The following is a 24567-nucleotide window of genomic DNA, read 5'->3' as shown; positions in this document are numbered from 1 at the left end:
CTAACCAGACTTTGTTAAACGCCCTGCGTTTTACGAATCTGGCAAAAAGCAATCGTAACAGTTTCAGAAGGTGCTTAAATAGGCTTTTGGAACATTTCCATAAGACAGATAAAAGAAGGAGGAGATGCTTATCGGAAGAAAGAAACAAATGATAGATCCACGAAAAAACTTTACGGTTCGATTATCGGATACGGAAAGGGAACGAATCATGCAAGCGGCCAAAGAGAATGGACTGACACCCAGCGAATATCTCAGAGAATTAGTTTTGTATGGTGGTAAAGTGGACACGACACTTATGCTGGACAGGAGAGATCTGGTGAATCAGATTTCAAAGGTTGGAAATAATGTGAACCAAATCGCACATGTAGCAAACGCTAGTCAAACGGTGAGTGAGTACAAAATTATGCAGATAAAAGATTATATGAAGGATATTTATAATCTGTTGATGGAGGTATTGAACAAATGGCAATAACCAAAGTCATGCATATGAAGGCGAGCAAAAATCGTCAGATTGATGTTCATCTGAAACAAGCTATTAATTATATCTTAAAGCCTGAAAAACTTGGAGATGCTAATCTGGTAGGCGGTATTAACTGCCTGCCCGAAAAGGCATATGAAATGATGAAAGCAACAAAAAAGATGTTTCAAAAGACTGGAGGCAGACAAGGATATCACCTTGTGATTTCTTTAAGACCAGGGGAAGGAACACCAGAGCAGATGTATGATATTGCAATGCGGTTTGCTGAAGAGCTGCTACACAATGAATATGAGGCTGTTGTGGCGGTTCATACAGATAGAGAACATCTACACGCACATATTGTGCTCAACAGCGTAAATATTGTCAATGGTTACAAGTTTCAATATCATAATGGAGATTGGAAAGCAATTATACAACCAATTACCAATCGACTTTGTGAAGAATACGGATTGGATATTATGCCTGCGGAATATAGTAAAGATCCAAAAAACATGTCCAGACCAGAATGGGAAAGGGAGAATTCCTATACAACACTGATAAAAGATGATGTGAGCTATTGTGCATTACTGGCAGAAGATGAACGTCATTTTATTTACCTGTTATCCAGGCTTGGGTATGAAGTGAAGGAAGGAAAGCACATCGCAGTGAAAGCTCCAGGAATGAAACGATTTAAGCGAATTGATACGATATCAGAAGACTTTTCAAGAGAAAATATCAATGCTCTTATCCGTTATGGAGATAGTAGTAATGCCAGACCGAAAGTGTATACCTTTAATCCGATTTATGTGAAACGGGCGAAGCTGTCAAAATTTCAGAAGAAATATTATGCGAGACTGTATCGCTTGCGTCTGATAGAGAAAAAGCGTTTTCATTATAAGTCGGCACATTATTATGAAGCGATTAAGCAAATGCATTTGCTACAAGAAGAGTATCTTATGATTGTAAATCATGATGTGCATTCTTTACCCGATTTAATAGACTTGTCAAATAAGCTTCGGAACGATTTGCAGGATGTAGAGACAGAACAAAAGCAGTTGTATTCTGAGCGTGGTATAGAAAAACGAAAATGCAAAAATTCTGAAGATTTTCAATTATTTCGAGATAGTGAGCCTGCTTATAGATGCAAGTTAGAAGCATTGAAGGAACGAAAGGGGAAAATTAAGGAGCAAATCAAGATTGCGGAAAGATGCTGTTCGAAAGAAATATCACGTGCGGCAGAAGCATTGGATAGAATGTTTCCAGTTGATGAAATGGAAGAGCTTACTGATATCTATGATGTAGAAGTTCCGGAAAATCCGTTTAAGGAAGTTGCTGTGGTGGTGGATGAAGTAGCTGTATCAGACGAAGCAAAACTGATAGTGGTACCGCAAGTGGAAGCGATGACTGAATTTGTGATGGAAGATGAGCCAATGATAATAGTTCCCGAACCTCCAATTGAACTAGCAACTGATTTGGTAATAGAATCATCAGATATGGTTGAAGGTGAGATGATAGCTTCTGATGTTGATGAAATTCTAGTGGGTGTGCAACAGAGCAATGACTTAGAACGTGTGGAACTTCCTAAGGTTTTAGCTGAATATCAAAGATTGTCTTTGCAAGAAAAAGCAGAAAGATTTCCATTTGAAAGAATTACTGGCGATAAGGCATTTCAGTATTTCATGGATTATTTAACGGAGATTGGAAGCAACATAGGATTTAGTGAAGCATATGATGAATTTGTTGCAATATCTGAATGCTGGGATAAAATGCAGGAACAGAAATTGGTTGAGAGAGAAGTTGAGAAATCTATGTATCTATGCGATGCAATGGGCATGAAACCAGAATTGTTCCAGCAAGCAAGTGCGGATATAAGAGCAATGATCTTTCATCTGGAGGATCTGGATTATAAGGTCGGTGTTAAGGTTTATCGTGGGGTTCTTGAAAAGCTTGGAATACAGAAGGATTTGATGGAGGTCTATAATGAATTCGATAAGGTCTATAAAGAAAGCATGACGGATAAGAAAAAAGATAAAAAGGATTGGAGGAGATAAGAGAGGGCTGGCTGATACAAGTTTGTGTTGGCTAGCTTTTTTTTTATCATAAAGGCATATTGCAATATTGTATTAAATACCTGTGCAAGAGTGAATTCTTGTAATATTAAAAAATACGTTTTGATATGTTGAAACCATGGGCTCTAATAGAAAAAAGAATTGACTGACATTTCGAGAACTCAAAAATAACGTTTGTAAAAAAGAAATCACTTTAGTATAATAGATACTGTATATTAAAAAGTCGTTTATCGCAAGTGGAGGATAAGAAAATATGACAGATAAGCAAATAAAAATAACGTACAAACCATTATGGAAATTGCTTATAGACAGAGAAATATCAAAGACTGAGTTGCGTAAAAATACAAAGATTGCGCCCAGTACATTTACAAAAATGAATAACGACCAACAAGTATCATTAGATGTTCTTGCAAGGATATGTATTGAATTGAAGTGTGGATTTGATGATATTGTGAAGATTGAGTCCTGAAAAAAGGACACATAAAAAAATATTATGAAGATTGAATTAACGTGGAAGTATATTACTATCATAACGAATGAAAGGCTAGGTAAAATATGGATAATCAAGCACACAATACAATAGTAAGTTTTATATGGGGAATAGCAGATGACTGTTTACGTGATGTATATGTAAGAGGAAAATATCGTGATGTAATTCTCCCAATGACAGTAATTCGTAGATTAGATACTATGTTGGAGGATACAAAAGATGAAGTTCTTAATATGAAGAATAAGATGGATTTAGCAGGAATATCAAATCAATGGCCTGCGTTATGCAATACTGCAGGACAGGCTTTTTGTAATTCATCCCCTTTCTTATTAAGGGATTTAACAAGCCGTGCAAAAAAACAGACTTTGAAAGCGGATTTTGAAGAATATTTAGATGGTTTTTCACCAAATGTACAGGAAATTTTAGAAAAGTTTAAATTTCGTAATCAGATACAGACAATGATTGACGCAGATATTCTCGGAGCGGTTATTGAAAAATTTATTTCTCCAGATATTAATTTGAGCCCCAAAACCATTTATAAAGATGATAGTAAAAAAGATATTCGATTACCTGCTCTTGATAATCATGGAATGGGAACTGTATTTGAGGAACTTATCCGCAAATTTAATGAAGATAATAACGAAGAAGCAGGAGAACACTGGACACCACGTGATGTTGTTGAATTGATGGCAGACTTGGCTTTTGAACCAATTAGAGACAAAATTAAAGATGCGACATATTCATGTTATGATGGGGCTTGTGGAACAGGAGGAATGCTTACAGTTGCGCAAGATAGATTGTTGGAACTAGCGGAAGATACAAATAAAAAAGTATCAATCCATTTATTTGGTCAAGAAGTTCAACCAGAAACATTTGCTATTTGTAAAGCAGATATGTTATTAAAAGGAGATGGTGAACAGGCTGAGCATATTAGTTATGGTTCGACTCTTTCAGCCGATGGGAATGCTACAAGACAATTTGATTTTATGCTTTCGAACCCACCGTATGGAAAGAGTTGGAAGACTGATGCGGAAAAAATGGGTGGGAAAAAGGATATTCTTGATAGTAGATTTAATACATTTTTGCAAGATGGTACACAGTTTTCAATGTTACCTAAAACAAGCGATGGTCAGTTGTTATTTCTGCTTAATAACGTTGCAAAAATGAAAAAAGATACAGCATTAGGAAGTAGAATTGTAGAAGTGCATAATGCGTCTTCATTATTTAGTGGAGATGCTGGAAGTGGTGAGGGTAATGCGAGACGATTTTTAATTGAAAGTGACTTAGTTGAAGCTGTAATAGCTTTGCCAGAAAGTATGTTCTATAATACAAGTCTTGGGACTTACATTTGGATATTAACAAATAAGAAAGAAGATAGACGAAAAGGGAAAATACAGTTAATAGATGCTACATCAATGAAATCTCAATTAAAGAAAAACATGGGTAAAAAGAATTGTGAACTAACTCCAGACTTGCAAGCAGAAATTATTCGCATATATATGTCAATGGAAGAAAGTGAATTTAGTAAAGTGTTTAATAATGATGAGTTTGGTTTTTGGAAAGTTACGGTTCTTCAACCACAACTTAATGAGAATGGAGAACCTTTAAAAGATAAAAAGGGAATGATGATTGTAAACAAAGAAAAATCAGATACAGAAATAATACCGTTTAGTTATGCTGGGGGTATTGAAGGATTTATGGACGATGAAGTTCGCCCATATGCCCCATTTGCGTGGGTTGATGATAAAAAAATTCAAATAGGATATGAAATGAGTTTTACTAAGTATTTCTATAAATCAATAAAGCTACGCACTATGGAAGAAATCATATCTGAATTACATGCAATTGAAGAAGAAACTGATGGTATTTTGTCAGATATTGTTGGGGGACGCAATGAATAATAAGTATAAGTACTATTTGGATATCAATGAGAGATGGATAAAGAATATTCCATCTCACTGGAAGATGATTCGACTAAAAAGAATTTTGCAGATTCGAAAAGAGAAGAACAATCCTATTGTTACAAACTTTATATTATCACTCACAGCAAATCAGGGAGTAATTCCCCTAAATCAAAAAGAAGGAGCTGGTGGAAATAAACCCAAAGAAGATTTGACTAAATATAGTATCGCTAGAAAAGATGATTTGTTGGTTAATTGTATGAATGTTGTTGCAGGTTCTGCAGGTGTGTCGAAGTGGGATGGAGCAATAAGTCCAGTTTATTATGCGTTGTATCCTAGAGACAGTGAGTCATGTAATATTTGGTATTACCACTATATATTTAGATTATTGACTTTTCAAAGAAGTTTACTGGGACTTGGTAAAGGTATACTAATGCATGAATCAAGCACAGGTAAGCTTAATACAGTTAGAATGAGAATATCGATGGATTATCTGAATAACGTTAACCTTCCAGTACCACCACGTGATGAACAAGATAGAATAGTAAAATATCTGAACTGGCAGGTGTCCTTGATTAATAAGTTAATAATTGCAAAACATAGGGAAATTAAGGCTCTAAAGGAGTATAAGGAGGTGAGCATTAGTTATTATGTTACGCATGGTTTGCATAAAACAGAGATGAGAAAAACAGAAGTGTATTGGCTTGATAAGGTGCCTGTCTCTTGGAAAGAAACAAAATTACAGCATATACTTACGAAAGAAAAAAGAATAGTGCCAGAGAATGCAGAATTGCTTATTTGTTCAAATAGTGGAGAAGTAAAAAAAAGAGGAAACTCAAAACTTGGACTAGTAGCATCTTCAAACGATATTTATCAAGGGGTAAATATTGGTGATTTATTGATTCACGGAATGGATACATGGCATGGTGCTATTGCTATTTCTGATTTTGATGGAATGTGTACACCGGTTGTTCATGTATGTACTTGCTCTCAGAGCAAGAGATTTGTTGTTTACTATTTAAAAATGATGGCATATACAAAGGTGTTTAAAGCAATATCTAATGGAGTTCGTCAAAATACGAGTGATTTTAGAAGCTGGGACAAAGTTGCAAACTTACTAATTGCATTTCCTGATATACAGGAGCAAGAAGAAATTGCAGATTATATAGATAATATTGTGGATGCAACTGATGCAATGATAAATAATTATAGTAAGCAAATTGAAGCACTTCATGATATGAAGAATAGAATAATTTCAGATGTTGTCACAGGGCAGATTGATGTTAGTAATATAGATATACCGGATTGTGAATATGTTGAAGTAGATTCTACCGATGACGAAGTCGATTTAGAGGCAGAGGAAGAAATTGAGGAGATCGAGGAGGTGTAGTCTATGCTATTAACTAATACTAGAGAAAATGGTCTTGAATCATTAATTGTAAAATGGTTAGTTGAGAAGAATGATTTTGAACAAGGGGAAAATATAGATTACAATAGAGAATATGCTATTGATGAAACTCGTTTATTAAGATTTTTACAGGAAACACAGCCTGATGAGATGGAGAAGCTTGGTGTATTCAAGACGGATATTAAGAAAAAACAATTTCTTGATCGCCTTCAAGGAGAGCTGGCTAAGCGTGGAATTATTGATGTTTTAAGAAATGGTATCAAAGTATATCCTGCTGACCTTATTATGTTTTATCTTACACCGTCTGAAAACAATACTAAGGCAAAAGAGATGTTTGAAAAGAATATCTTCAGCGTAACAAGACAACTAATGTACTCATTAGATGCATCGCGTCTTGCACTGGATTTATGTGTATTTATTAATGGACTACCAGTTATAACATTTGAATTGAAGAATCAGCTTACAAAGCAGAATGTGGATGATGCTGTAGAACAATATAAAATAGACCGAGATGCAAGAGAATTACTTTTCCAATTTAAACGTTGTATGGTGCATTTTGCTGTTGATGATGCCAGAATTAAGTTTTGTACTAAACTTGACGGAAAGATTAGCTGGTTTTTACCATTTGATAAAGGCTTTAATTTTGGAACCGGGAATCCACCAAATCCGGATGGTATTATGACTGATTATCTCTGGAAGGATATTCTTACAAAAATAAAGCTCAGTAGGATTATTGAAAGCTACGCACAGGTAGTGGAAGAAGTCGATCCTGAAACAAAAAAGAAATCTATAAAGCAAGTATTTCCACGCTATCATCAGCTGGATGTAGTAGAAAAACTATTAATTGATGTACATACTAATGGTATTGGAAAAAGATATTTGATTCAACATAGTGCAGGGAGTGGTAAGTCAAATTCTATAGCATGGCTTGCACATCAATTAATTGGTTTGGAAAAAAATGGACACCCGTTGATTGATTCGGTACTTGTTGTCACTGATCGCAAAATATTAGATAAACAGATAAGAGATACAATCAAGCAGTTTATGCAAGTTCAAAATACGGTCGCATGGGCAGAACATTCTGAAGATTTAAGAAAAGCAATTACTGCTGGAAAAAGAATCATTGTAACTACAATTGAAAAGTTTCCTTATGTAGTGCCAGAATTGGGTCCAGAACATAAAGAAAACAATTTTGCGGTAATAATTGATGAGGCTCACTCGGGTCAGAATGGCCATAATTCCGCTCAGATGAATTTGGCTTTATCTGGTTTAGCTTCTGAAGAAGACATGGATAATGAAGATAAAATTAATGCAATGATGGAAGGACGGAAGCTGCTAAATAATGCCAGCTACTTTGCATTTACCGCAACACCTAAAAATAAAACACTTGAAACATTTGGTACACCATTTGAGGATGGTGGTGTAATAAAGCATTGTCCCTTTCATGTATATACAATGAAACAAGCTATCCAAGAGGGATTTATTCTTGATGTGCTAAAATACTATACGCCAATTGACAGCTTTTATAAATTGATGAAAACAGTTAATGATGATCCAATGTTTGATAAAAAGCGTGCACAAAAGAAACTGCGCTCATTTGTAGAAAGCAATAGTTATACTATATTGCAAAAAGCAGAAATGATGGTGGAACACTTTCATGAACAAGTTATCTCTAAGGGTAAAATTGGAGGAAAGGCACGTGCGATGGTTGTTACGGCTAGCATACCACGATGTGTTGAATACTATTATGCAATAAATAAATGCCTCGTAGATAGGAATAGTCCATTTAAGGTTATTGTGGCTTTCTCCGGTGAGCATAAGTATCAAGGACAGGAACCTGCTTTAACATCTGCGACACTGAATGGATTTCCAGATGCTAAAATCCCAAGTGCCTTTAAAAAAGATCCGTATCGTATTTTGCTTGTTGCAGACATGTTTCAAACAGGGTTTGATGAACCATTGTTACATACAATGTATGTTGACAAAATGCTTTATGATATTAAAGCTGTTCAAACATTGTCACGTTTGAATCGATCACATCCGCAAAAACATGATACTTTTGTATTGGATTTTGCAAATAAGGCTTCAGTAATTGAAGAGTCATTCTCACATTACTATCGTACTACAATTCTATCAGGGGAAACGGATCCTAATAAGCTCTATGATATTATAGCAACTATGGAAGAATATCAGGTATATTCTGATAAATATGTAGCTCGTTTAGTTGAACTTTATCTTAATGGGGCTGAGCGTGATCAATTAGATCCAATTTTGGATGCATCTTCTGCTATATATAAAGAACTTGATACAGAAGACCAAATCAAGTTTAAGAGTTCAGCAAAATCCTTTGTTCGCACGTATGGTTTTTTAGGTGCGATATTACCGTATGGAAACTCTGATTGGGAGCGTCTTTCAATTTTTCTAAATCTTTTGATTCCTAAATTACCATCACCAAGAGAAGATGATTTATCACAAGGAATATTAGACACAATTGACCTTGATAGTTATAGACTTGAAGCTAGAGAGGCTATATCAATAAAACTTGAAGATGAAGATTCAGAAGTGCCGCCAGTACCATCGGGAAAAATAGGACATATTGTGAATCCAGAACTTGATTTATTATCATTAATTCTGACAGATTTTAATGATATGTTTGGAAACATTAATTGGAATGATGCGGATAATATTCGACGCCAGATTCTTGAAATACCTGATATGGTTTCAAAGGATGAAAGATATCAGAATGCAATGAAGAATTCAGATAGACAGAATGCCAGAATGGAGAGTGAAAGAGCTTTACAACAAGTGATTTTTTCAATTATGGCAGATAATATGGAACTTTTTAAACAGTTTCAGGACAATCCATCATTTAAAAAGTGGCTGTCAGATATGGTATTTAATCTTACTTATGATGAAAATGGAAAATCGAAGGTGATGAATTATCCAAAGGATATAGTACCTGTTAGTATGGTTGCAGAAGAACATGACTTATATAAATCAGGGTTGTCTGAAAAAGACGCAATTGCAAAAATTCAGGGATATGGATTTTCAATCGAAAATGCAAAAAAAGTGTTGGAAACTCTAGAAAACAACAAAGAATTATTTGATAAAAAGTTATTCTGTATAGAAGAATCAACAGAGTTTCCTCATTTCCCAGAGGGAACCATAGGATTAATGGTTCCTATTCAAAAAAAATATTATTGCATTAATTTGGGAAAAAAAGCAATTGAATTAATTGTGTTATTAATTAATAAATTTTCTCCCTTAGGATTAGTATCGGATGTTATAGATTATGTTAGTAAATTTGGATTCCAAATTGAACCAGAGGAAGCGTGTATATACGGATACCTAAAATTATTAAAGGGCAATAAGAATGAAATTCCTATTGTAGAGCTAATTGATTATATTAAAAACAGAAATGATAAAATTTGCTCTGAAGTAAATACTTTATGCAAGTTCTCGGAAGAAGGGGCCTGTAAGTTGGATGAAGTAAGGATTAATCAAGTATTAGATATGTTGCAGAAACATAATGTTATAAAAAGATATTCATCATGGATAGAAATTGAACAAAACATATAATACGGTGAGAAAATGGCGTATTGGAGGATTTAATAAAATTATGGCAACAAAAAAATAGAGGTAAATAAACAATGTGTATTGCTATATGGAGCTGTCATATAAAATATTGAAGTTCAAATCAGATCGTAAAACATTGTTGATTTTATTAATCAAGTATTGATGAAGTATGAATAACGCGGATTGGATAGCGGAGAATATTAAGGTGGTTTGATAATGTATTTTGAGGAGGTACAAAAGTGATTAGTTATGGATTAATGTTATGTAGGTCTACCTGAAAAAGAAATACTCACGTGGTGAAAATGAACTTTATTTTTTGAATCAATCATATACGAATACAGATGTTACATATTCAAATGTAATTGATATGTTTAAAGGATTTTTTGAAAATTATAAAGATTTTGACGATGATGAGAAGTTAATGAAAATGTTTGCGGTGGAACAAGAAAGTGTAAAATCACATATGACAGACGCTTATTCTATGAAGGAATAAATGTGATTTTAAGTATTTTTGTTTCGATGCTCTTGGGCAATTTTTAGTATTCTAGTTAGCAAAGATTACTCAGATCTAGAAGAAACAAAGAAAAGCAAAATAAAAAAGGTACTAGAAGAGACGAATAATGCAATAATTTTTACGATATGTCTTTGTATATTTTTAATGATAGTGGGACTGATAATGATTGCAATCAAATCTTTATGTGCAATAGTATCTATGACTATTGCAACTGTAACATATTATTTGTTTTTAATTATTTTGCTTAATATTCTTTTGATAATTAAGCGATTGGGAAAGTTGATTCAGGTAAAGTAATGGCATGTGTTTTAAAGAGCTAACTTAAATGAAATTATTGAGAGTGATTTTGATAATTATTTATTTAATGTAGGAAGAAGGTGAAATTTTGGAATTGGAATTTAGTATAGAAGATTTGCTAAATGCAAGACGTGTTGAGTCCGATCGTATTGAATTTAAGCGAAATTGGAATCCTGATGATATTTATACGAGTGTATGTGCATTTGCTAATGATTATGATAATCAGGGCGGAGGATATATTGTTATTGGCGCAGAAGAAAAAAATGGTGTTGCGAAAAGACCAGTTTCAGGATTAATGGAAAAAGATTTAGATTTGATTCAAAAAGAGATGCTTGGTTATAATCGAAAATTAAGTCCAGCATATTTTCCGAAAACTATAATTGATCAGGTGGATGGAAAATATGTCATGGTCTTATGGGTACCTACAGGATTGCAGCGACCATATAAGGCACCTGAACATGTAACATCGAAGGCAGAAAAAACATTAAAATATTTTATCCGATATAATACGAGTTCCATGGTTGCTACGCCTGAGCAGGAAAGAGAATTAATTTCAATGGCAAGTAAGGTTCCATTTGATATGCAGCCAAATCCAGATGCTACCTTTGACGATATATCACTTATTTTATTAGAAGAACATTTGAAGGCAACTGGAAGCAAACTTGCAAAAGAAATCCGAACCAGTGGAGTACAGGAAGTTCTGGAAGAGATGGGGCTGCTTGATGGACCATCAGAACGAATCAGAATTAGGAATGTAGCACTCATGATGTTTTGCGAGAATCCAGATAAGTTTTTTCCATATATGCAAGTAGAGATTGTGAAATTTCCAGATGGCAGCATTAAAAATCCTGATAATTTTATTGAGAGTCCACCAATTAAGGGATCTGTGCCTACGATTATAAAGAGAACGATGGAAAAGCTTCAGGATATGGTAATAGTGGATAAGGTAACAAAATTACCTGGACAGATGGAGTCTGTACGCAGATTTAGTTATCCGTATGCAGCACTTGAGGAAGCTGTAGTAAATACATTTTATCACAGAGATTATATGTCATATGAACCTGTGCATATAGAAATTGAGCCGGAGTGTATAAATATAATTAGTTTTCCAGGTATTGATCGATCTGTTTCTATGGAGGATATAAAAAGAGGAGCTCGCTTCCGTACCAGAATGTATCGAAATCGAAGATTGGGCGAATTTCTAAAAGAATTACATTTATCAGAAGGTCGTTCAACAGGAGTACCAACGATTCAGGAAAAATTAGAAGAAAATGGTTCTCAACGAGCAATTTTCGAAACGGATGAAGACAGAAGAGCAACTCGTGTAGAGATTCCGATACATCCAGATTTTTTATCAAATATAATTACAAATAATGAAAACTTCGCTCAAAAAGATGAGCGAAGTTTGATTGGAGTTTTGAGCGAAGTTTTAGATACAAAGGCAATAAAGAGATTATCAGAAATTATTTTGTATTTAGATGAAAATGATGGGATTACACCACAGACAGCTAAAAAGCTGGTTAATAAATCAGAGGCAACAGTTAGAAGATATCTTAAGGAACTTGTAGATGTAGGGTTACTTATCCAATCTGGAAGTACAAACAACATTATTTATGAAAAACAAGAATTAAAAAAATGAGCGAAGTTTTGAGCGAAGATCTCTGCAAAGCATTGAAAGCATATGAAATGATATTCTTTAAAGGGAATGGGTTTAACTTGCATAAACTTGCAATAAATATTGTATCAGTCTTATAAAAACTACATTTTAACGAAAAATAGACGAAATACTTTTGAAACTATCAAAATTTAACTTGCAACAACTTGTAGCTGGAATAGTCAAAGAATAGGAGGAAAACTGTTGAATTTAATGGATGCGGTAGCCGTAAGCTATGCACAAGATGGCATCGAATACAATGAACAAGTAATGGGTTTTGTAGACCTATTAAGAAAAGAATATGGCTATAATGCAATTATGGATCAGATGTTTAAACAAGAAGAGACAGCAGTTGATTTTAATGAAATGATGTCTAAATTAATAGCGGACTCAAACAAAGTAATTGTTGTACTTTCTATAAAATATAAGCAGCGAGCAGATGCATTTGAAGGAGGAGTAGGGAAAGAGTATAGGATTATTTTGGATGAAATTGAAAAAAAGACTAAGAAGTATATTTTTATAACATTTGATTCTTTGAAAGAAATTGATATTAATGATATTAAACCATCAGCTCTTGGAAATAGAGAAATAATAGAAATGACAAACCAAGAGGAACAATGGAATATATTGTTGGCTAAATTATCGGATAATGAAATATATTTATTTTCAGAGGTGGCGAAAGATAAAAGAAAGCCAATACAGAAGTTGGTTCAATTTAAGCAAGGAAAGAATAAGCACGAGCTTTTTAGGTCTGCACAGATTTTGTTAGCAGAAAACAAACAAATATTGGATCAATATGGACCCGATTCATTGATTGCAATAAATAATCCTCTTTCATCTACGGTAAAAACATGGAATGACGCAAAAACAGATAGTGTAATACCGAATAATAGAAAGATAATACAAGAATTCGAAAAAAGTATGTCCGTATTATCGATAGAGGAAATAAGAATTTTTAAAAAATATAAAGTTCATGCCGAAGCTTTTGAAGTGTGTCAAAGAGGAGAAATTGGGCGTGAATCGGTGCCGGTATTTCCAGTAGAGTTTGAAAATATGATTAATGAGGAGGAACACGATGCATGATTCGTATACTAAATTTCCAAGACCTGAAAGTATTGATTTCTTTGAAAAAGCAATGCGGAATCATAATAAGGTGAGAAATATAAAAAAATTAAGTACCAGTTATTATGAAATTCATAGAAGGGATTTATCTATGATACGTGTCTTTGTTTCTAATTACTACGCATTGAGTTTGTCTGATTACTATGATGTTTTAGAGGACTATGGTGATATTGATTGTTTGATTACGATTTCAAATTGGAATGGAGTTACTCCTGAAGCATATAATCAGGGGAAAAGGAATCGTGTCGGAGTATTCAAGATGGAGGAATTTTTTGGGGCTTTAAATTATGAAAGACCAAGTACATATACTAGGCCAATTGATAGAGAGGATAATGACAGATTCGGTTTTAGAAGACAATGTTAAGGCATCAGTTATATTGATGGGATCTTTTCAATTTGAAAAATCAGCAAATGATATTGATTTGATAATAGTATACAAAACAGCTAATTATGTAGCTTTAAAAAAATTGAAGAGTATAATAACCAAGACACTAAATGATGAATTTGGTCTTCCTGTACATTATATAACATTGTCGCAGAATGAATATGCAGAAATGGAACAGCTACATAAAGAAAAACAACAAATCATTTTTGATTTTAATAACAAAAGCATAGTGTAATCACTAATGGATTAAATGGAAAAGCTATAAAATTGAAAAAAAGGTATATTCACATGATCAATATGGTTTAGGAAAGAAATGCAAAAAATCTCATCAGTCTCAGAATAAAAATGAGACTGGTGAGACTGAAATGCGATTAATAATTAAACCAGTTCATAGCATCCACATAATCCTGCAATCCATCATCAGATAATGCAAATTTAGCATATGTCAGTGGCTGTTCCTCAGCCAGATGATACAAATAAACAACATCATTTGGATCATCAAACATGACAGTGGAATTAAAATCTTTGCAACGGATAAAGAGAGCAGTACCAGTACCGGTATTAACTTCCACAGTATCAGTTACTGGATTGTACATAGCAAATTGAAAGATAAAGTCATTCATGACTTTCTCCTTTCCAAAGATACTTGGCACCATCAAGCATATCAATAATAGCTTTTAGCGCAATCTCATATTCGGTTTGAAGTGTCGAGATTTCCTCGGATGTTGGAAACGTAGTTGCAGTATCGCTAGTAAAAGCAGCATGCATGGTATAAAGTTGAAGATATAATTTTCTTAGGACTTCAACCAAGGGATATATAGTTTCTTTCTTGCCAACAACACAGATTCGATTATAAATACAGGAACGAACAAAGTAATCTTTCTTCAACATACCGCTGGCAAGAATGCGTGCTTCAATAGCTTTACGTTCATATTCAGATACTCGGAAACTTATGGTTGGATTTTTATGTTGATTGCTCATAGCAAACTCCTTTCAAAAAGTCGCGACCGTGTCGCGATAATTCTCTTTGTAATAGCAATGCTTCCTGTGACTCGTAAGCCACTAGGAACAACTGCCTAGTGAATAATAAAAAGTAGATTATATCAACCTTTAAGAGTTTAAAGTCTGCTACTATTCTGCTACTAAAAGAACGAAAAACAATGCAGAAAGCGTAACATTTCATGGAATAGATATACCAGAAACCGCCATTTATCAGCATTTGACGTGCTGTGGTAAAATGCCCGGAAAGAGTTTGAGTAACATGAAAAAACGCTACAACCTAGTAAAACCAAGGTATGTAGCGTTATTTTTATGGCATGATTCTATTTTGATTTTAATTTTTCTACTTACATCTCTAATTGAAGTCCAGTGAGCTTTAGAGGATTCATTTTTTGACATAATGGATTAGTGATCTGCAATTAATGAATATCTACATTAAAAAGTAGAGTTATAGCAGATACGATTTCTGTTACGTTTTTTAAATAATGATTGATATTATTCTATCAGGAGCGGATATTCAATAAGGGAATATAGCGATAACTAAAAAGAGGAAGTATGTTACTTCACTAAGGCCAAGATAAATGGAGTGATTAACTAATGGAGAATTTGAAATTAGAACCAATTATTTGTAAAATTGAAGATAATGATGCATCATTAAAGCAATTTGAAACTCGGATTAGGACAACAAAAAATAAAAAAGTTCAGGATGTTATTCTGAATTATCCTATTGTATATATTCATAATTGGAAGAATTCGGAAGACTATGAGGTATATATAGGAGAATCAAATAATGTTGTTCAGAGGTCAAAGCAACATTATGCAGATGCAAAGAATAAAGAAAATTGGCAGAATTGTTTATTAGAAAGCAATGCAAGTTTATATATTATTGGACATGAACATTTTAATAAATCTCTTACACTTGATATTGAAAATCGATTGATGTTGTATATGATGAGCGTAGAGCGTGTTAAAAAGATTCATAATCAAAAGTGTAATCCACAAAATAAATATTATACAGAAAATGAACTGGATACTATTTTCATGCAGGTGTGGAGAAAACTTAGAAGAAGAGATCCGTTACTGTTTCCGACAGAGAGTTCTATAAAAGATTCGGCTGTATTTAAAGCCTCCCCCTTACATAAATTAACCCCTGATCAGAAAAGCGCAAAAGAGATAATTATTCAGAAGGTTTTTGAGTCTTTAAATGGTAAAGCAGAAAAGCAGCTTATATTTATTGAGGGTGAAGCTGGGACAGGTAAAACTGTATTAAATAGCAGCACCTTTTATGAATTGTTTGAAAAAGCAGAAGAACAAGAAAATACATCCCTCCGATGCTGCCTTATAGTAAATCATGATGAACAAATCACGGTATATGAGCAAATTGCGCAAAAGCTTGGATTAACGGATAAATATGGTGAAGTTGTATGCAAGCCGACACGTTTTATTAACACACATAATGTTGAAAATCCTATAGATGTAGCATTAATAGATGAAGCTCATTTACTATGGACCCAAGGAAAACAGTCATACAAAGGAGATAATCAGTTACAGGATATTATTGATAGAGCCAAGGTTACAGTAGTAATGTTTGATGAAAATCAGATTTTAACGACAGAGCAATTTTGGGAAGCAGAAATTCTGGAAAAATTCAGAAGAAGGGCCAAGAATGAAGAAAATTATATTGAGTTAAAAAGTCAGCTAAGAATGACGGCTGATAAAGAAACGATAGATTGGATAGATGAATTTACAAAAAACCAAAAACTATATCAAATACCACATGATAATAAGGGATATGAGATTAAGGTATTTGAAAATCCAGAAGACTTAGATTTTGAGATAGAAAGCAAAGCGAATAATGAAAAGACGGCACTGTCGAGAGTGGTGGCGACTTATGATTGGGAGTATAATACGAAAAATGAGCCGAAAGATAGATTAAAGAAATATTGGGAAGTTCTTATCGGGAAATGGCATAAACCATGGAATTATGAGCTGGAAAAAGAACTGAATCGGGAACAGAAACGTAATATAAAATCTCTTTCATGGGCTGAACAACCGCATACAATCAATGAAGTTGGATCGACATTTACAATACAAGGATTTGATTTAAATTATGTAGGAGTTATTTTAGGCCCATCTGTAAAGTACAGCAATGGGAAAATTATTTTTGATCCATCAGAAAGCTTTAACAATAAAGCCATAAGGAACAGAACATTATCCGATGGCACAAAGAAAAAATTTGGAGAGACTTTAATACAACATGAAGTTCGTGTACTTATGACACGTGGAGTCAAAGGATTATATATTTATGCATGTGATGATGACTTAAGAAATGCATTACTTGAGGTGGCTAATAATGGTTCTCATCACAACAGAGAAAGGAATAGCTAAAATGGACGAAAAGAGAACAGTTGATGAATTGAAGCATAGAGTACAGTGTTTTTGTGAAGAAAGAGACTGGGACCAATTCCATAATCCTAAGGATTTGGCTATTGGTATTTCTACCGAAGCGAATGAGTTATTGGATATTTTCCGCTTTAAGTCTGAAGAGCAAATGATGCAGATTTTTTTGGATAATCAGAAACGTGAACATGTCGAAGAAGAAATCGCAGATACATTATTTTTCATTTTACGTTTTGCTCAGATGAATCATATTGATTTGGCAAAAGCGATTGATGATAAGATAGAGAAAAATTCAAAAAAGTATCCAGTAGAAAAGGTAAAGGGGAAAAATCTTAAATATAACGAGATTTAGCAAAAAACATATATTAAATAACTACACGAATTATTTCCGTTGGCTAGAGTGTAGTTTCTGAGCGAGTTTTCAATAAGACATAGTAAAACCTTACCGATTTTCAGCAATGACATCTGAACGTTAGTAAGGTTTTTGGCATTTATTTTCCTCTCTAATATTTCTCTATGAGCATATCACAAAGTACCTGTGATGGAACTATTTCCTAATTTGGTATTGTGTCTAATTCAGGATATTTATACCACCATACATCGTAAGCCGAAAAGTATTAAAGAAAAGTTTAAAATATGAACAGGAAGATAAAGAGAAGAATTTGGATGTCTTAATCAACCGAGGCGGGAAAAGGAGAAGAGCAGGAATTGTAAATTTGTCATACAGGTGATTTTAAATGAAAGGGGTTCAACGAATAAGTCTGGGAAATCAAACAAAGAAATAATGACCTTAAAATACAAACAGTTAAAATAATCCAGAAAGGCTAAACTTTTCAAGTTTATATGACGAAAATTATAGTTATAAGGCATAACACATGAGTAAACGGATTTACTTAAAAAATAAAAATATAGCTAAGGATAGCGTTATAATTTCTGAAATTGAATGATAGAAATTATAACGCTATTTTTATAAATGAAAGAGCCAATAGATTTTTTGAGCAAGGAGGTGAAAATAAAACAAGCTATTACATTCACTATTAAGAAAGTTTGCCACTTGGACCTTTTAGGAAAGTGGTGCAATCCCAAATGACAGAAGGATTGCAGAAAGGGGTTATGGAAGTGAGAATAGATTCAAGAAATTATTATAATAATATCATTGAAAAGAATCAAAGGACTGGAACGAATAATGTATTTGCAGAGGCCTTAAATAAGAGATTAAGCTCAGACATATCAAATAGTGGTATCACTGATACATTCAAAAAAGCCAAAATAAAGCCAATGTATTTAAATTATAATAATGATAGAAGAAATATGTCAATTAAAGACATAGAAACAGAAAATTATAAGATTACGCAGGATGAAAATACGGGCTATATTACAGTACGTGATAAAAAAGCAGGTACTGCTGTCGGTATGCACTCCGCAGATGACTTGGTTATTCAAACAGATGCAGCCACAGGGACAAAATTGCTGATAAATGATTTGGGGGGTGGCTTTTATTGCTTGGTACAAGTGAGCGATGAATTAGAAGGAGCATTAAAGAAAGCATTAAACACGGATTCATTAAAGCAGACAGAGCTAAGCGGGTTTCAAGTACATACGGATCGAAAGACGGGAATAAATTACATTACAGCAAATGGGTATGAAAGCCGGGGAGGACTTTTACTGCTTAATGATGCAGGGAGGGAGAAACTGATTTCATTAGCAGATGAATTTATGGAGAAGTATCCCAATCTAGCAAGTTCTATAGACGAAGCAATTATGTATGCCGCTTTTGAAATCACCGGGGTTGCAAAACGTACAGAAAACGGAATTATGATGCTAGGGCCCAATTCGCTAACCTTTTATAATGCCAATGGAGTGGTTGGCTGGCGTTTAATATTTGATGAAGAGGATTATGACAGCATTAGACAGCATTGGGATAGCCAAAAAGACAGTTCTAAATGGGAAAATAAGGAGTTTTGGAAAACGTATTTAAGCGAGAAATCTATAAATTACGAAGAAGCAGAAATTGGAGATGCAAGAGAAAATTTTAAAGAATATGCACCGGACAATTCTAAAACTGAATCTGAAATCATAGTGAAGCCTGATGGTTCAAGAGTATTGTTAATAACTGTACAGGTCGGTGGCATGAATACTGCAATGAGCATTGAGATTTCAAAACCTACAGATTTTGTGAATAGTATTAATAATGCAGAAAATGAAGAATCTTCAAATGATTTAACAGATACTAATTTTATTCAGAATACAGACTAATGACTTTAGAGATGTTGGTAAAAGTAAGACTGTTCTATTGATTTATCCTGATGTATGTGATGCAGATTCCTGTATCATAGGCAGAGTGGAAAAAGTATAAATCCCCTGATTTCGTTTCGGATAGGGGGATGTGCTGCGTAACATTGTATGATTTTTTTCTTTCGCTCAATTTTTAGTAATAGTTTCAAATAGTTTGTACAGTATGCTCGTATTTTGAATAAAAAATTTGAACCCGCAAAGACGCTTGAAACAGCGAATTTGTGGGCTCTTTCGTGTTATTTGATACTGTTTTACAATCGCATATACTTACTTCTATAAATGAAAGAGTAAGGTAAACATCAGCTCTGCCTCAAAGTACCCGATGTTGGTGCGCTCTTATCTCCTTTTCCAGTAAGGATAATAGGGTAGAAAATAGGAGGTATGGCTTCAGATTTGGTGTTGCCAGCTAGGAAAGATAGAATATTTCGAGGCCAGGCTTTCGTCCCCACCCCGCATTCGCTAGGGTAGATATAATATTTTCAATTGTCTGTTCCCCACTGCCTTAAAATATAATATTCTCATTTCCCCATATTACCACCTCGCAGTTGCTCTAAGACATTTCCTATATCTGCCTCTATACAAATGGACTTCTTTTGTATTTCACTGGGTACGAATGCTTCCGTTATGTTAATACAGGAGTAAATAGCATTTTTATTTTGATATGTCATTTCCCAGAAAGGATATTTAATAATTCCGGGGGTATTTGCACCAACCCCTAATTCAAGGAGAAGTACAGGCATGCCTTTATTTCTGTATAAAAAGTCTTGATACCTGCTTGCGGCATTATTCCACTCACTATCTTCCACAAAAGTTTCATCGGCTCTTAAATTCATACTCATTGGAGCACCGCAAACAGGACAATGTGGTATAAGCTCTGACGGAATACGCATATTTTTTTGTTCTGCTGCCATTCGTCGGACAATCTGTTCATTATCGTATGTTTTTTTATGACAGGGTTTTGAGCATTGCCACAAACCATAATCTCCTTGCGTATAGAATAGGCGTTGCTTATTAAAACCAGCAATTTGAAAACAGTGGTCTACATTTGTTGTTAAAACAAAGTAATCTTTTTCCTTTACAATATCCAGCAAATCAGCATAGGATTTTCCGATTGGTTGGTCATAGCGGTTGATGTAAATATAACGGCTCCAATAAGCCCAATATTCTTCAGGAGTCTCATAGGGGTAAAATCCGGCAGAATACATATCCCGGAAATGGTATTTCATAATAAAGTCTGAAAAATGCTCCTCAAATCTTTTGCCGGAATAGAGAAAGCCGGCAGATGCAGACATCCCTGCCCCGGCACCGATAATAACAGTGTCAATTTTCGAAATATACGCTGCTAACTGTTCTATTTGTTTTGAGAAGTCTTTGGTAGATTTCTCTGTCGGTATCTTTGAAAACATTAAATACCACCTCCATTTTTGATTGGCTCTCTTTTCGGTATTTTTCAACTGTATTGATGGCTATTTCTGCAGCTGTTTCATTTGGAAAATGAAATTCTCCGGTAGATATACAGCAAAAAGCAATACTTTTTAGATGATATGCCGCTGCAAGCTCTAAGCAGGAACGGTAGCAGGAGGCCAATTGAATGCAGTCTTCTTCTTTTCTTAAAGCCTCCTGTATAATCGGACCGACTGTGTGCAGTACATAACGGCAAGGGAGATTATATGCCTTTGTAATCTTAGCGGTGCCTGTTTTTTCTTCTTCCCCTTGTTTCTCCATAAGCTCGTAACACTCTGAACGAAGCTGTATTCCTGCTGCGGAATGGATTGCATTGTCAATACAGCCATGACAGGGAACAAAACACCCTAACATAGCACTGTTGGCGGCATTTACGATTGCGTCTATCTGCAAAGTAGTAATGTCGCCTTGCCATAAATATAGCCCGCTGCTGATTGCGGTCAATTCTGACAAAGGGACAATACCTTTGTCTTTCAACTCCTCTTTCAGATAAGCGTCCTGTACTTTCAAAAACTCTTTGGAAATTGGTTTTGGCAGACGGATATTCATCAGAGAACGTAGCATTTGTTTTTGCCTGGGTATGGAGTCTGGTATTTCTAATTGAGGATATTCCGTATTCTCTGCAATAAGATGTTTTATTAAGAAAGCTAATCGCTCTTGTTGGGTCATAATTACCTCCTTTGAATTGCTTATAGGTATATTCTATATATTTTCTGAAATGTAAGCAATAAGCAATATTGCTATTGCTTTTTGGAGGAATGATAGAAGCTTGCTTTCATAGTTCCTGCACAAGTAAGCCCTCTGCGGGTATTTGGCAGAGGGCTAGTAAGCTGTGTCTGTTTTATTCGGCTACAACAGAGATTCTCTGCTGAAGGTGATTGCCATTTATGGCTTCATCAACCATTGCAATTGCATAATCGGCATAGCTGATCACGCTTTCACCTTTGGAATTTAAGAGCAATTCCTCACCGCCTAAAATGTACTTTCCTGTTCTTGCACCGTCAGCTTGAAAATCTCCGGCAGGACTGATATAGGTCCACTTTACGTCATTTCTGGTACGGAGTTCTTCCAGAGCTTTTCCCATATTAGTAGCAAGGGGCTTGAAAATGTCCGGGAAGTCTGCGCCATCCATGACCTGTGAGGTATGATCAGCATTGATATACAGGCTACCGGCGCCGCCGACAACCAAAAGACGTGTTTCCTTACCACTTAAAATGTCGCACAAATGCTTTAAGGTTGTACTGTGCTGCGAAAGTGCTTCAGGTGCCCATGCACCAAAAGCGTCAATTACAACATCAAAATCCGCCAAATCAGAAGCAATCAGATCAAAAAGGTCTTTTTGAAGAACCTGCCTTGCTTCGGACTGGTTCTCTCCGCGGACAATAGCCGTAACGTCCAGCCCTCTTTCTGCTGCCTCTTTTACAATAAGTTTCCCTGCTTTTCCGTTTGCACAAACCACTGCGATTTTCATAGTGATTACCTCCATTTCTAAATTTGCATCTTGTTTTTATTTGATCGTAACATTATAATATATCCGTAAAGAGAAAACGTAAAGTAGGTACATTATTGTGCTGTAGTTACCTTTTGGTAACTAATAGAATAAAGGAGGGGCCGCTATGGAAAAAGAATTGCCAGCCTGCCCGGTGGAAACAACCTTAATGCTAATTAGTGACCGCTGGAAAGTATTGATTATACGTGACTTATTAGACGGAGTGAAACGCTTTGGAGAGTTGAAAAAATCTATTGGCAGCGTATCGCAGAAGGTATTGACGGCAAATTTACGTTCAATGGAAGAAAGTGGACTTTTAACTCGTAAAGTATATGCGGAAGTTCCACCAAAGGTTGAATATACTTTAACGGAAACCGGTTATAGTCTAAGGCCTGTTTTAGATGCTATGACAGAATGGGGAACAGAATATAAGAAAAAAGTGGTCGGAGAATGAAAAGCTGGAACATGGTAGTTAAAAACTATCTATGCTCCGGCTTTTTGTTAAATATCTTTTGCAGGTTCAAAGGAAAGCTATGCAGAGTCCTTCCCGGTCAGCTCCTTTAGCTTTAGCAAGGTACGATCAGCTTCCGCATATCCTGCTCCTTGCAAAGTATCGGCCATAACAGTAATGCTGGCATGAGGTGTAGGCAACGCTTTCAGACGGCACTTTTCGGGTGCCGTGGTTAACACGGTTTCCCTGATTCTTCAATTTATTAGTTAACGTGATAAATGTTTTAAAGATAGGTGTTTTATAAATCGATAATAAATGATTTATACAAATAGATAATTTATTGAAAATGGTAATTTGAAGTAATATAATGGAATTATATTTGTAAGCCTATAGGTTTATTAAATGTAATAATACAACTCAAATGTAAGTGAAAAATTTTACATTATATCGAGATTAACTTAAAAAAATTTATAGTAAAGGAATCCAATGAAGCTTAAGAACATACTATTTGTCGTTACTGATATAGAAAAATCTAAGTATTTTTACAGGAATCTATTTGGCTTGGAGGTAATCAGGGACTTTGGTGAAAATATTATTTTAACGGAAGGACTTGTATTACAGGAAAAGAAGCTGTGGGAAAAATGCATTGAAAGAAATGTAGAGGCAGGGGGAAATGATGCAGAGCTTTATTTTGAAGAGAATGATATGGATGGTTTCCTGGAAAAGCTGGAGAAAAGTAATATAGTTATAGAATATCTGAATAAGTGTATGGAGCATGACTGGGGGCAGAGAGTACTGCGTATCTATGACCCGGATAAGCATGTTATTGAGGTTGGAGAGTCAATGGAATATGTGGCTCGCAGATTTTTGAAGACAGGAATGGCTGTAAAAGAGGTAGCAGATAAAACGAAGCTGCCGTTATCGCAGGTAAAGATCATGGCAGGATTAGACGAATGAGGATGACATTTACCTGCTGCGGATGAAAAAGTGAAAGTGCATAGTAATTCGGTAATTATCTTTGGTAATCAGATGTGTATAAAAAAGCGAAAGCCCAGAGAGAGTTTCAGGTTTTGTGTAAACTGTAAAAACTGATATAAAATATGTTGATAGTTATGCAAGGACAGAACGGTTATTTCAAGGTTCTGTCCTTGTTTGTATTATAGCGCTGTTTCTTTGCATGTCAATAAGACCGGCTCATTTAAACCAGTTTTATTAGTAGCCAGACAGGCGTTCTTCAAAGTATATCTCTAATTGTGAATGAATAATTCCCCAGTCCTGGCGGTGGCCTGTCCACTTTTTGGTGATGTCCATTGTGGCCAGATACAGCATCTTTAGCAGGCTGTCATCGGAGGGGAATATCGTCTTGCTTTTGGTGACTTTTCTCAGCTGGCGATTGAACCCTTCGATTGCATTGGTTGTGTAGATCAGGCGACGGACCGGCTCCGGATACTTAAAGTAAGTGGACAGAGTTATCCAGTTGTCATTCCAGGACTTCGAAATTTTAGGATATTTACCATCCCATTTATTTCCGAAGTCTTCCAACGCAGACAGAGCAGCTTCTTCTGTAGGGGCTGCATAAACCCTCTTCAAATCTGC

Annotated in this window: 22 protein-coding genes; 15 read left to right on the top strand and 7 right to left on the bottom strand. The window is 34.9% G+C overall.

Features of this window, described 5'->3' with window-relative positions; all coding sequences use genetic code 11:
* Positions 1 to 124: 124 nt before the first annotated feature.
* The 10 genes from BUB77_RS21320 (at position 125) to BUB77_RS21270 (ending at position 14108) form a co-directional block, all read left to right on the top strand.
* A complete protein-coding gene (locus BUB77_RS21320) occupies positions 125 to 472 on the top strand; it encodes a plasmid mobilization protein (protein WP_073278982.1) in 348 nt (115 codons plus the stop codon).
* A complete protein-coding gene (locus tag BUB77_RS21315; protein ID WP_073278980.1) occupies positions 463 to 2508 on the top strand; it encodes a relaxase/mobilization nuclease domain-containing protein in 2046 nt (681 codons plus the stop codon). Before BUB77_RS21320 ends, BUB77_RS21315 begins: the two co-directional genes overlap by 10 nt.
* A 271-nt stretch (positions 2509 to 2779) precedes the next feature.
* Positions 2780 to 2995, top strand: a complete 216-nt coding sequence (locus tag BUB77_RS21310) for a helix-turn-helix domain-containing protein (RefSeq protein ID WP_084124557.1) — start codon at positions 2780 to 2782, stop codon at positions 2993 to 2995.
* An 86-nt stretch (positions 2996 to 3081) separates the two neighbouring features.
* Complete coding sequence (locus tag BUB77_RS21305) at positions 3082 to 4917, top strand: type I restriction-modification system subunit M (RefSeq protein WP_073278979.1); 1836 nt, start codon at positions 3082 to 3084, stop codon at positions 4915 to 4917.
* Entirely contained in the window at positions 4910 to 6307 is a 1398-nt protein-coding gene (locus BUB77_RS29560; protein ID WP_073278978.1) for a restriction endonuclease subunit S, read from the top strand. The genes BUB77_RS21305 and BUB77_RS29560 overlap by 8 nt, the downstream gene beginning before the upstream one ends.
* Before the next feature lie 3 nt (positions 6308 to 6310).
* Positions 6311 to 9904: a type I restriction endonuclease subunit R gene (locus BUB77_RS21295; RefSeq protein WP_330392658.1), complete on the top strand. Its 3594-nt coding sequence runs from the start codon at positions 6311 to 6313 to the stop codon at positions 9902 to 9904.
* An 896-nt stretch (positions 9905 to 10800) separates the two neighbouring features.
* Positions 10801 to 12351 carry an RNA-binding domain-containing protein gene (locus tag BUB77_RS21285; protein ID WP_073278975.1) on the top strand — a complete coding sequence of 517 codons (1551 nt, stop codon included), beginning with the start codon at positions 10801 to 10803 and terminating at the stop codon, positions 12349 to 12351.
* 228 nt (positions 12352 to 12579) lie between these two features.
* Positions 12580 to 13449 carry an SEFIR domain-containing protein gene (locus tag BUB77_RS21280; protein ID WP_242962563.1) on the top strand — a complete coding sequence of 290 codons (870 nt, stop codon included), beginning with the start codon at positions 12580 to 12582 and terminating at the stop codon, positions 13447 to 13449.
* Entirely contained in the window at positions 13442 to 13852 is a 411-nt protein-coding gene (locus BUB77_RS21275) for a hypothetical protein (protein ID WP_073278972.1), read from the top strand. Before BUB77_RS21280 ends, BUB77_RS21275 begins: the two co-directional genes overlap by 8 nt.
* Positions 13821 to 14108 carry a nucleotidyltransferase domain-containing protein gene (locus BUB77_RS21270; RefSeq protein ID WP_073278970.1) on the top strand — a complete coding sequence of 96 codons (288 nt, stop codon included), beginning with the start codon at positions 13821 to 13823 and terminating at the stop codon, positions 14106 to 14108. The genes BUB77_RS21275 and BUB77_RS21270 overlap by 32 nt, the downstream gene beginning before the upstream one ends.
* A 136-nt stretch (positions 14109 to 14244) precedes the next feature.
* Here BUB77_RS21270 and BUB77_RS21265 read toward each other — a convergent pair whose 3' ends face one another.
* A complete protein-coding gene (locus BUB77_RS21265; RefSeq protein WP_242962562.1) occupies positions 14245 to 14496 on the bottom strand; it encodes a hypothetical protein in 252 nt (83 codons plus the stop codon).
* Positions 14489 to 14854 carry a plasmid mobilization protein gene (locus BUB77_RS21260; RefSeq protein ID WP_073278969.1) on the bottom strand — a complete coding sequence of 122 codons (366 nt, stop codon included), beginning with the start codon at positions 14852 to 14854 and terminating at the stop codon, positions 14489 to 14491. The genes BUB77_RS21265 and BUB77_RS21260 overlap by 8 nt, the downstream gene beginning before the upstream one ends.
* A 615-nt stretch (positions 14855 to 15469) precedes the next feature.
* Here BUB77_RS21260 and BUB77_RS21255 point away from each other — a divergent pair.
* The 3 genes from BUB77_RS21255 to BUB77_RS21245 all read left to right on the top strand — a co-directional run bounded on the left by BUB77_RS21255 (position 15470) and on the right by BUB77_RS21245 (position 19528).
* The gene (locus BUB77_RS21255) at positions 15470 to 17260 is read left to right on the top strand and encodes a DUF2075 domain-containing protein (RefSeq protein WP_073278967.1); all 1791 of its coding nucleotides are present in this window, start codon (positions 15470 to 15472) and stop codon (positions 17258 to 17260) included.
* Positions 17226 to 17624: a nucleotide pyrophosphohydrolase gene (locus BUB77_RS21250; protein WP_242962561.1), complete on the top strand. Its 399-nt coding sequence runs from the start codon at positions 17226 to 17228 to the stop codon at positions 17622 to 17624. Before BUB77_RS21255 ends, BUB77_RS21250 begins: the two co-directional genes overlap by 35 nt.
* 734 nt (positions 17625 to 18358) lie before the next feature.
* A complete protein-coding gene (locus tag BUB77_RS21245; protein ID WP_073278966.1) occupies positions 18359 to 19528 on the top strand; it encodes a hypothetical protein in 1170 nt (389 codons plus the stop codon).
* 557 nt (positions 19529 to 20085) lie between these two features.
* On the opposite strand, the gene BUB77_RS21240 is transcribed toward BUB77_RS21245, so the two are convergent.
* The 3 genes from BUB77_RS21240 to BUB77_RS21230 all read right to left on the bottom strand — a co-directional run bounded on the left by BUB77_RS21240 (position 20086) and on the right by BUB77_RS21230 (position 22502).
* Complete coding sequence (locus tag BUB77_RS21240) at positions 20086 to 20973, bottom strand: SIR2 family NAD-dependent protein deacylase (RefSeq protein ID WP_073278965.1); 888 nt, start codon at positions 20971 to 20973, stop codon at positions 20086 to 20088.
* On the bottom strand, positions 20888 to 21700 hold the full coding sequence (locus BUB77_RS21235) for a protein-ADP-ribose hydrolase (RefSeq protein WP_073278963.1): 813 nt from the start codon (positions 21698 to 21700) through the stop codon (positions 20888 to 20890). The genes BUB77_RS21240 and BUB77_RS21235 overlap by 86 nt, the downstream gene beginning before the upstream one ends.
* 172 nt (positions 21701 to 21872) lie before the next feature.
* Complete coding sequence (locus tag BUB77_RS21230; protein WP_073278962.1) at positions 21873 to 22502, bottom strand: NAD(P)-dependent oxidoreductase; 630 nt, start codon at positions 22500 to 22502, stop codon at positions 21873 to 21875.
* 145 nt (positions 22503 to 22647) lie between these two features.
* On the opposite strand from BUB77_RS21230, the gene BUB77_RS21225 reads away from it, so the two are divergent.
* Positions 22648 to 22974, top strand: a complete 327-nt coding sequence (locus BUB77_RS21225; protein ID WP_073278961.1) for a winged helix-turn-helix transcriptional regulator — start codon at positions 22648 to 22650, stop codon at positions 22972 to 22974.
* A gap of 77 nt (positions 22975 to 23051) precedes the next feature.
* On the opposite strand, the gene BUB77_RS30055 is transcribed toward BUB77_RS21225, so the two are convergent.
* Complete coding sequence (locus BUB77_RS30055) at positions 23052 to 23210, bottom strand: hypothetical protein (protein WP_170866710.1); 159 nt, start codon at positions 23208 to 23210, stop codon at positions 23052 to 23054.
* Between the two features lie 247 nt (positions 23211 to 23457).
* Here BUB77_RS30055 and BUB77_RS21220 point away from each other — a divergent pair, with 247 nt between their 5' ends.
* Entirely contained in the window at positions 23458 to 23928 is a 471-nt protein-coding gene (locus BUB77_RS21220; protein ID WP_073278959.1) for a VOC family protein, read from the top strand.
* 255 nt (positions 23929 to 24183) lie between these two features.
* Here BUB77_RS21220 and BUB77_RS21215 read toward each other — a convergent pair.
* A partial coding sequence (locus tag BUB77_RS21215) for a transposase (protein WP_139241273.1) occupies positions 24184 to 24567 on the bottom strand: 384 nt, incomplete at its 5' end.

It is taken from the genome of Anaerocolumna jejuensis DSM 15929 (assembly GCF_900142215.1).
In the GTDB taxonomy this organism is placed as follows: Bacteria; Bacillota; Clostridia; order Lachnospirales; family Lachnospiraceae; genus Anaerocolumna; species Anaerocolumna jejuensis.
Note: the sequence above shows the minus strand (reverse complement) of the source record. Positions and strands in the feature narration are given on the sequence as shown.

What these genes read in the sequence shown, in the direction of transcription:
- BUB77_RS21315 (WP_073278980.1), top strand. Translation starts at nt 463, where the DNA reads ATGGCAATAACCAAAGTCATGCATATGAAGGCGAGCAAAAATCGTCAG.
- BUB77_RS21295 (WP_330392658.1), top strand. Translation starts at nt 6,311, where the DNA reads ATGCTATTAACTAATACTAGAGAAAATGGTCTTGAATCATTAATTGTA.
- BUB77_RS21305 (WP_073278979.1), top strand. Translation starts at nt 3,082, where the DNA reads ATGGATAATCAAGCACACAATACAATAGTAAGTTTTATATGGGGAATA.
- BUB77_RS21235 (WP_073278963.1), bottom strand. Translation starts at nt 21,700, where the DNA reads ATGACCCAACAAGAGCGATTAGCTTTCTTAATAAAACATCTTATTGCA.
- BUB77_RS21270 (WP_073278970.1), top strand. Translation starts at nt 13,821, where the DNA reads ATGACAGATTCGGTTTTAGAAGACAATGTTAAGGCATCAGTTATATTG.
- BUB77_RS21275 (WP_073278972.1), top strand. Translation starts at nt 13,442, where the DNA reads ATGCATGATTCGTATACTAAATTTCCAAGACCTGAAAGTATTGATTTC.
- BUB77_RS21250 (WP_242962561.1), top strand. Translation starts at nt 17,226, where the DNA reads ATGGTTCTCATCACAACAGAGAAAGGAATAGCTAAAATGGACGAAAAG.
- BUB77_RS21260 (WP_073278969.1), bottom strand. Translation starts at nt 14,854, where the DNA reads ATGAGCAATCAACATAAAAATCCAACCATAAGTTTCCGAGTATCTGAA.
- BUB77_RS21220 (WP_073278959.1), top strand. Translation starts at nt 23,458, where the DNA reads ATGAAGCTTAAGAACATACTATTTGTCGTTACTGATATAGAAAAATCT.
- BUB77_RS21255 (WP_073278967.1), top strand. Translation starts at nt 15,470, where the DNA reads ATGGAGAATTTGAAATTAGAACCAATTATTTGTAAAATTGAAGATAAT.
- BUB77_RS21225 (WP_073278961.1), top strand. Translation starts at nt 22,648, where the DNA reads ATGGAAAAAGAATTGCCAGCCTGCCCGGTGGAAACAACCTTAATGCTA.
- BUB77_RS21310 (WP_084124557.1), top strand. Translation starts at nt 2,780, where the DNA reads ATGACAGATAAGCAAATAAAAATAACGTACAAACCATTATGGAAATTG.
- BUB77_RS21240 (WP_073278965.1), bottom strand. Translation starts at nt 20,973, where the DNA reads ATGTTTTCAAAGATACCGACAGAGAAATCTACCAAAGACTTCTCAAAA.
- BUB77_RS21320 (WP_073278982.1), top strand. Translation starts at nt 125, where the DNA reads ATGCTTATCGGAAGAAAGAAACAAATGATAGATCCACGAAAAAACTTT.
- BUB77_RS29560 (WP_073278978.1), top strand. Translation starts at nt 4,910, where the DNA reads ATGAATAATAAGTATAAGTACTATTTGGATATCAATGAGAGATGGATA.
- BUB77_RS21280 (WP_242962563.1), top strand. Translation starts at nt 12,580, where the DNA reads ATGGATGCGGTAGCCGTAAGCTATGCACAAGATGGCATCGAATACAAT.
- BUB77_RS21245 (WP_073278966.1), top strand. Translation starts at nt 18,359, where the DNA reads ATGACAGAAGGATTGCAGAAAGGGGTTATGGAAGTGAGAATAGATTCA.
- BUB77_RS21265 (WP_242962562.1), bottom strand. Translation starts at nt 14,496, where the DNA reads ATGAATGACTTTATCTTTCAATTTGCTATGTACAATCCAGTAACTGAT.
- BUB77_RS21230 (WP_073278962.1), bottom strand. Translation starts at nt 22,502, where the DNA reads ATGAAAATCGCAGTGGTTTGTGCAAACGGAAAAGCAGGGAAACTTATT.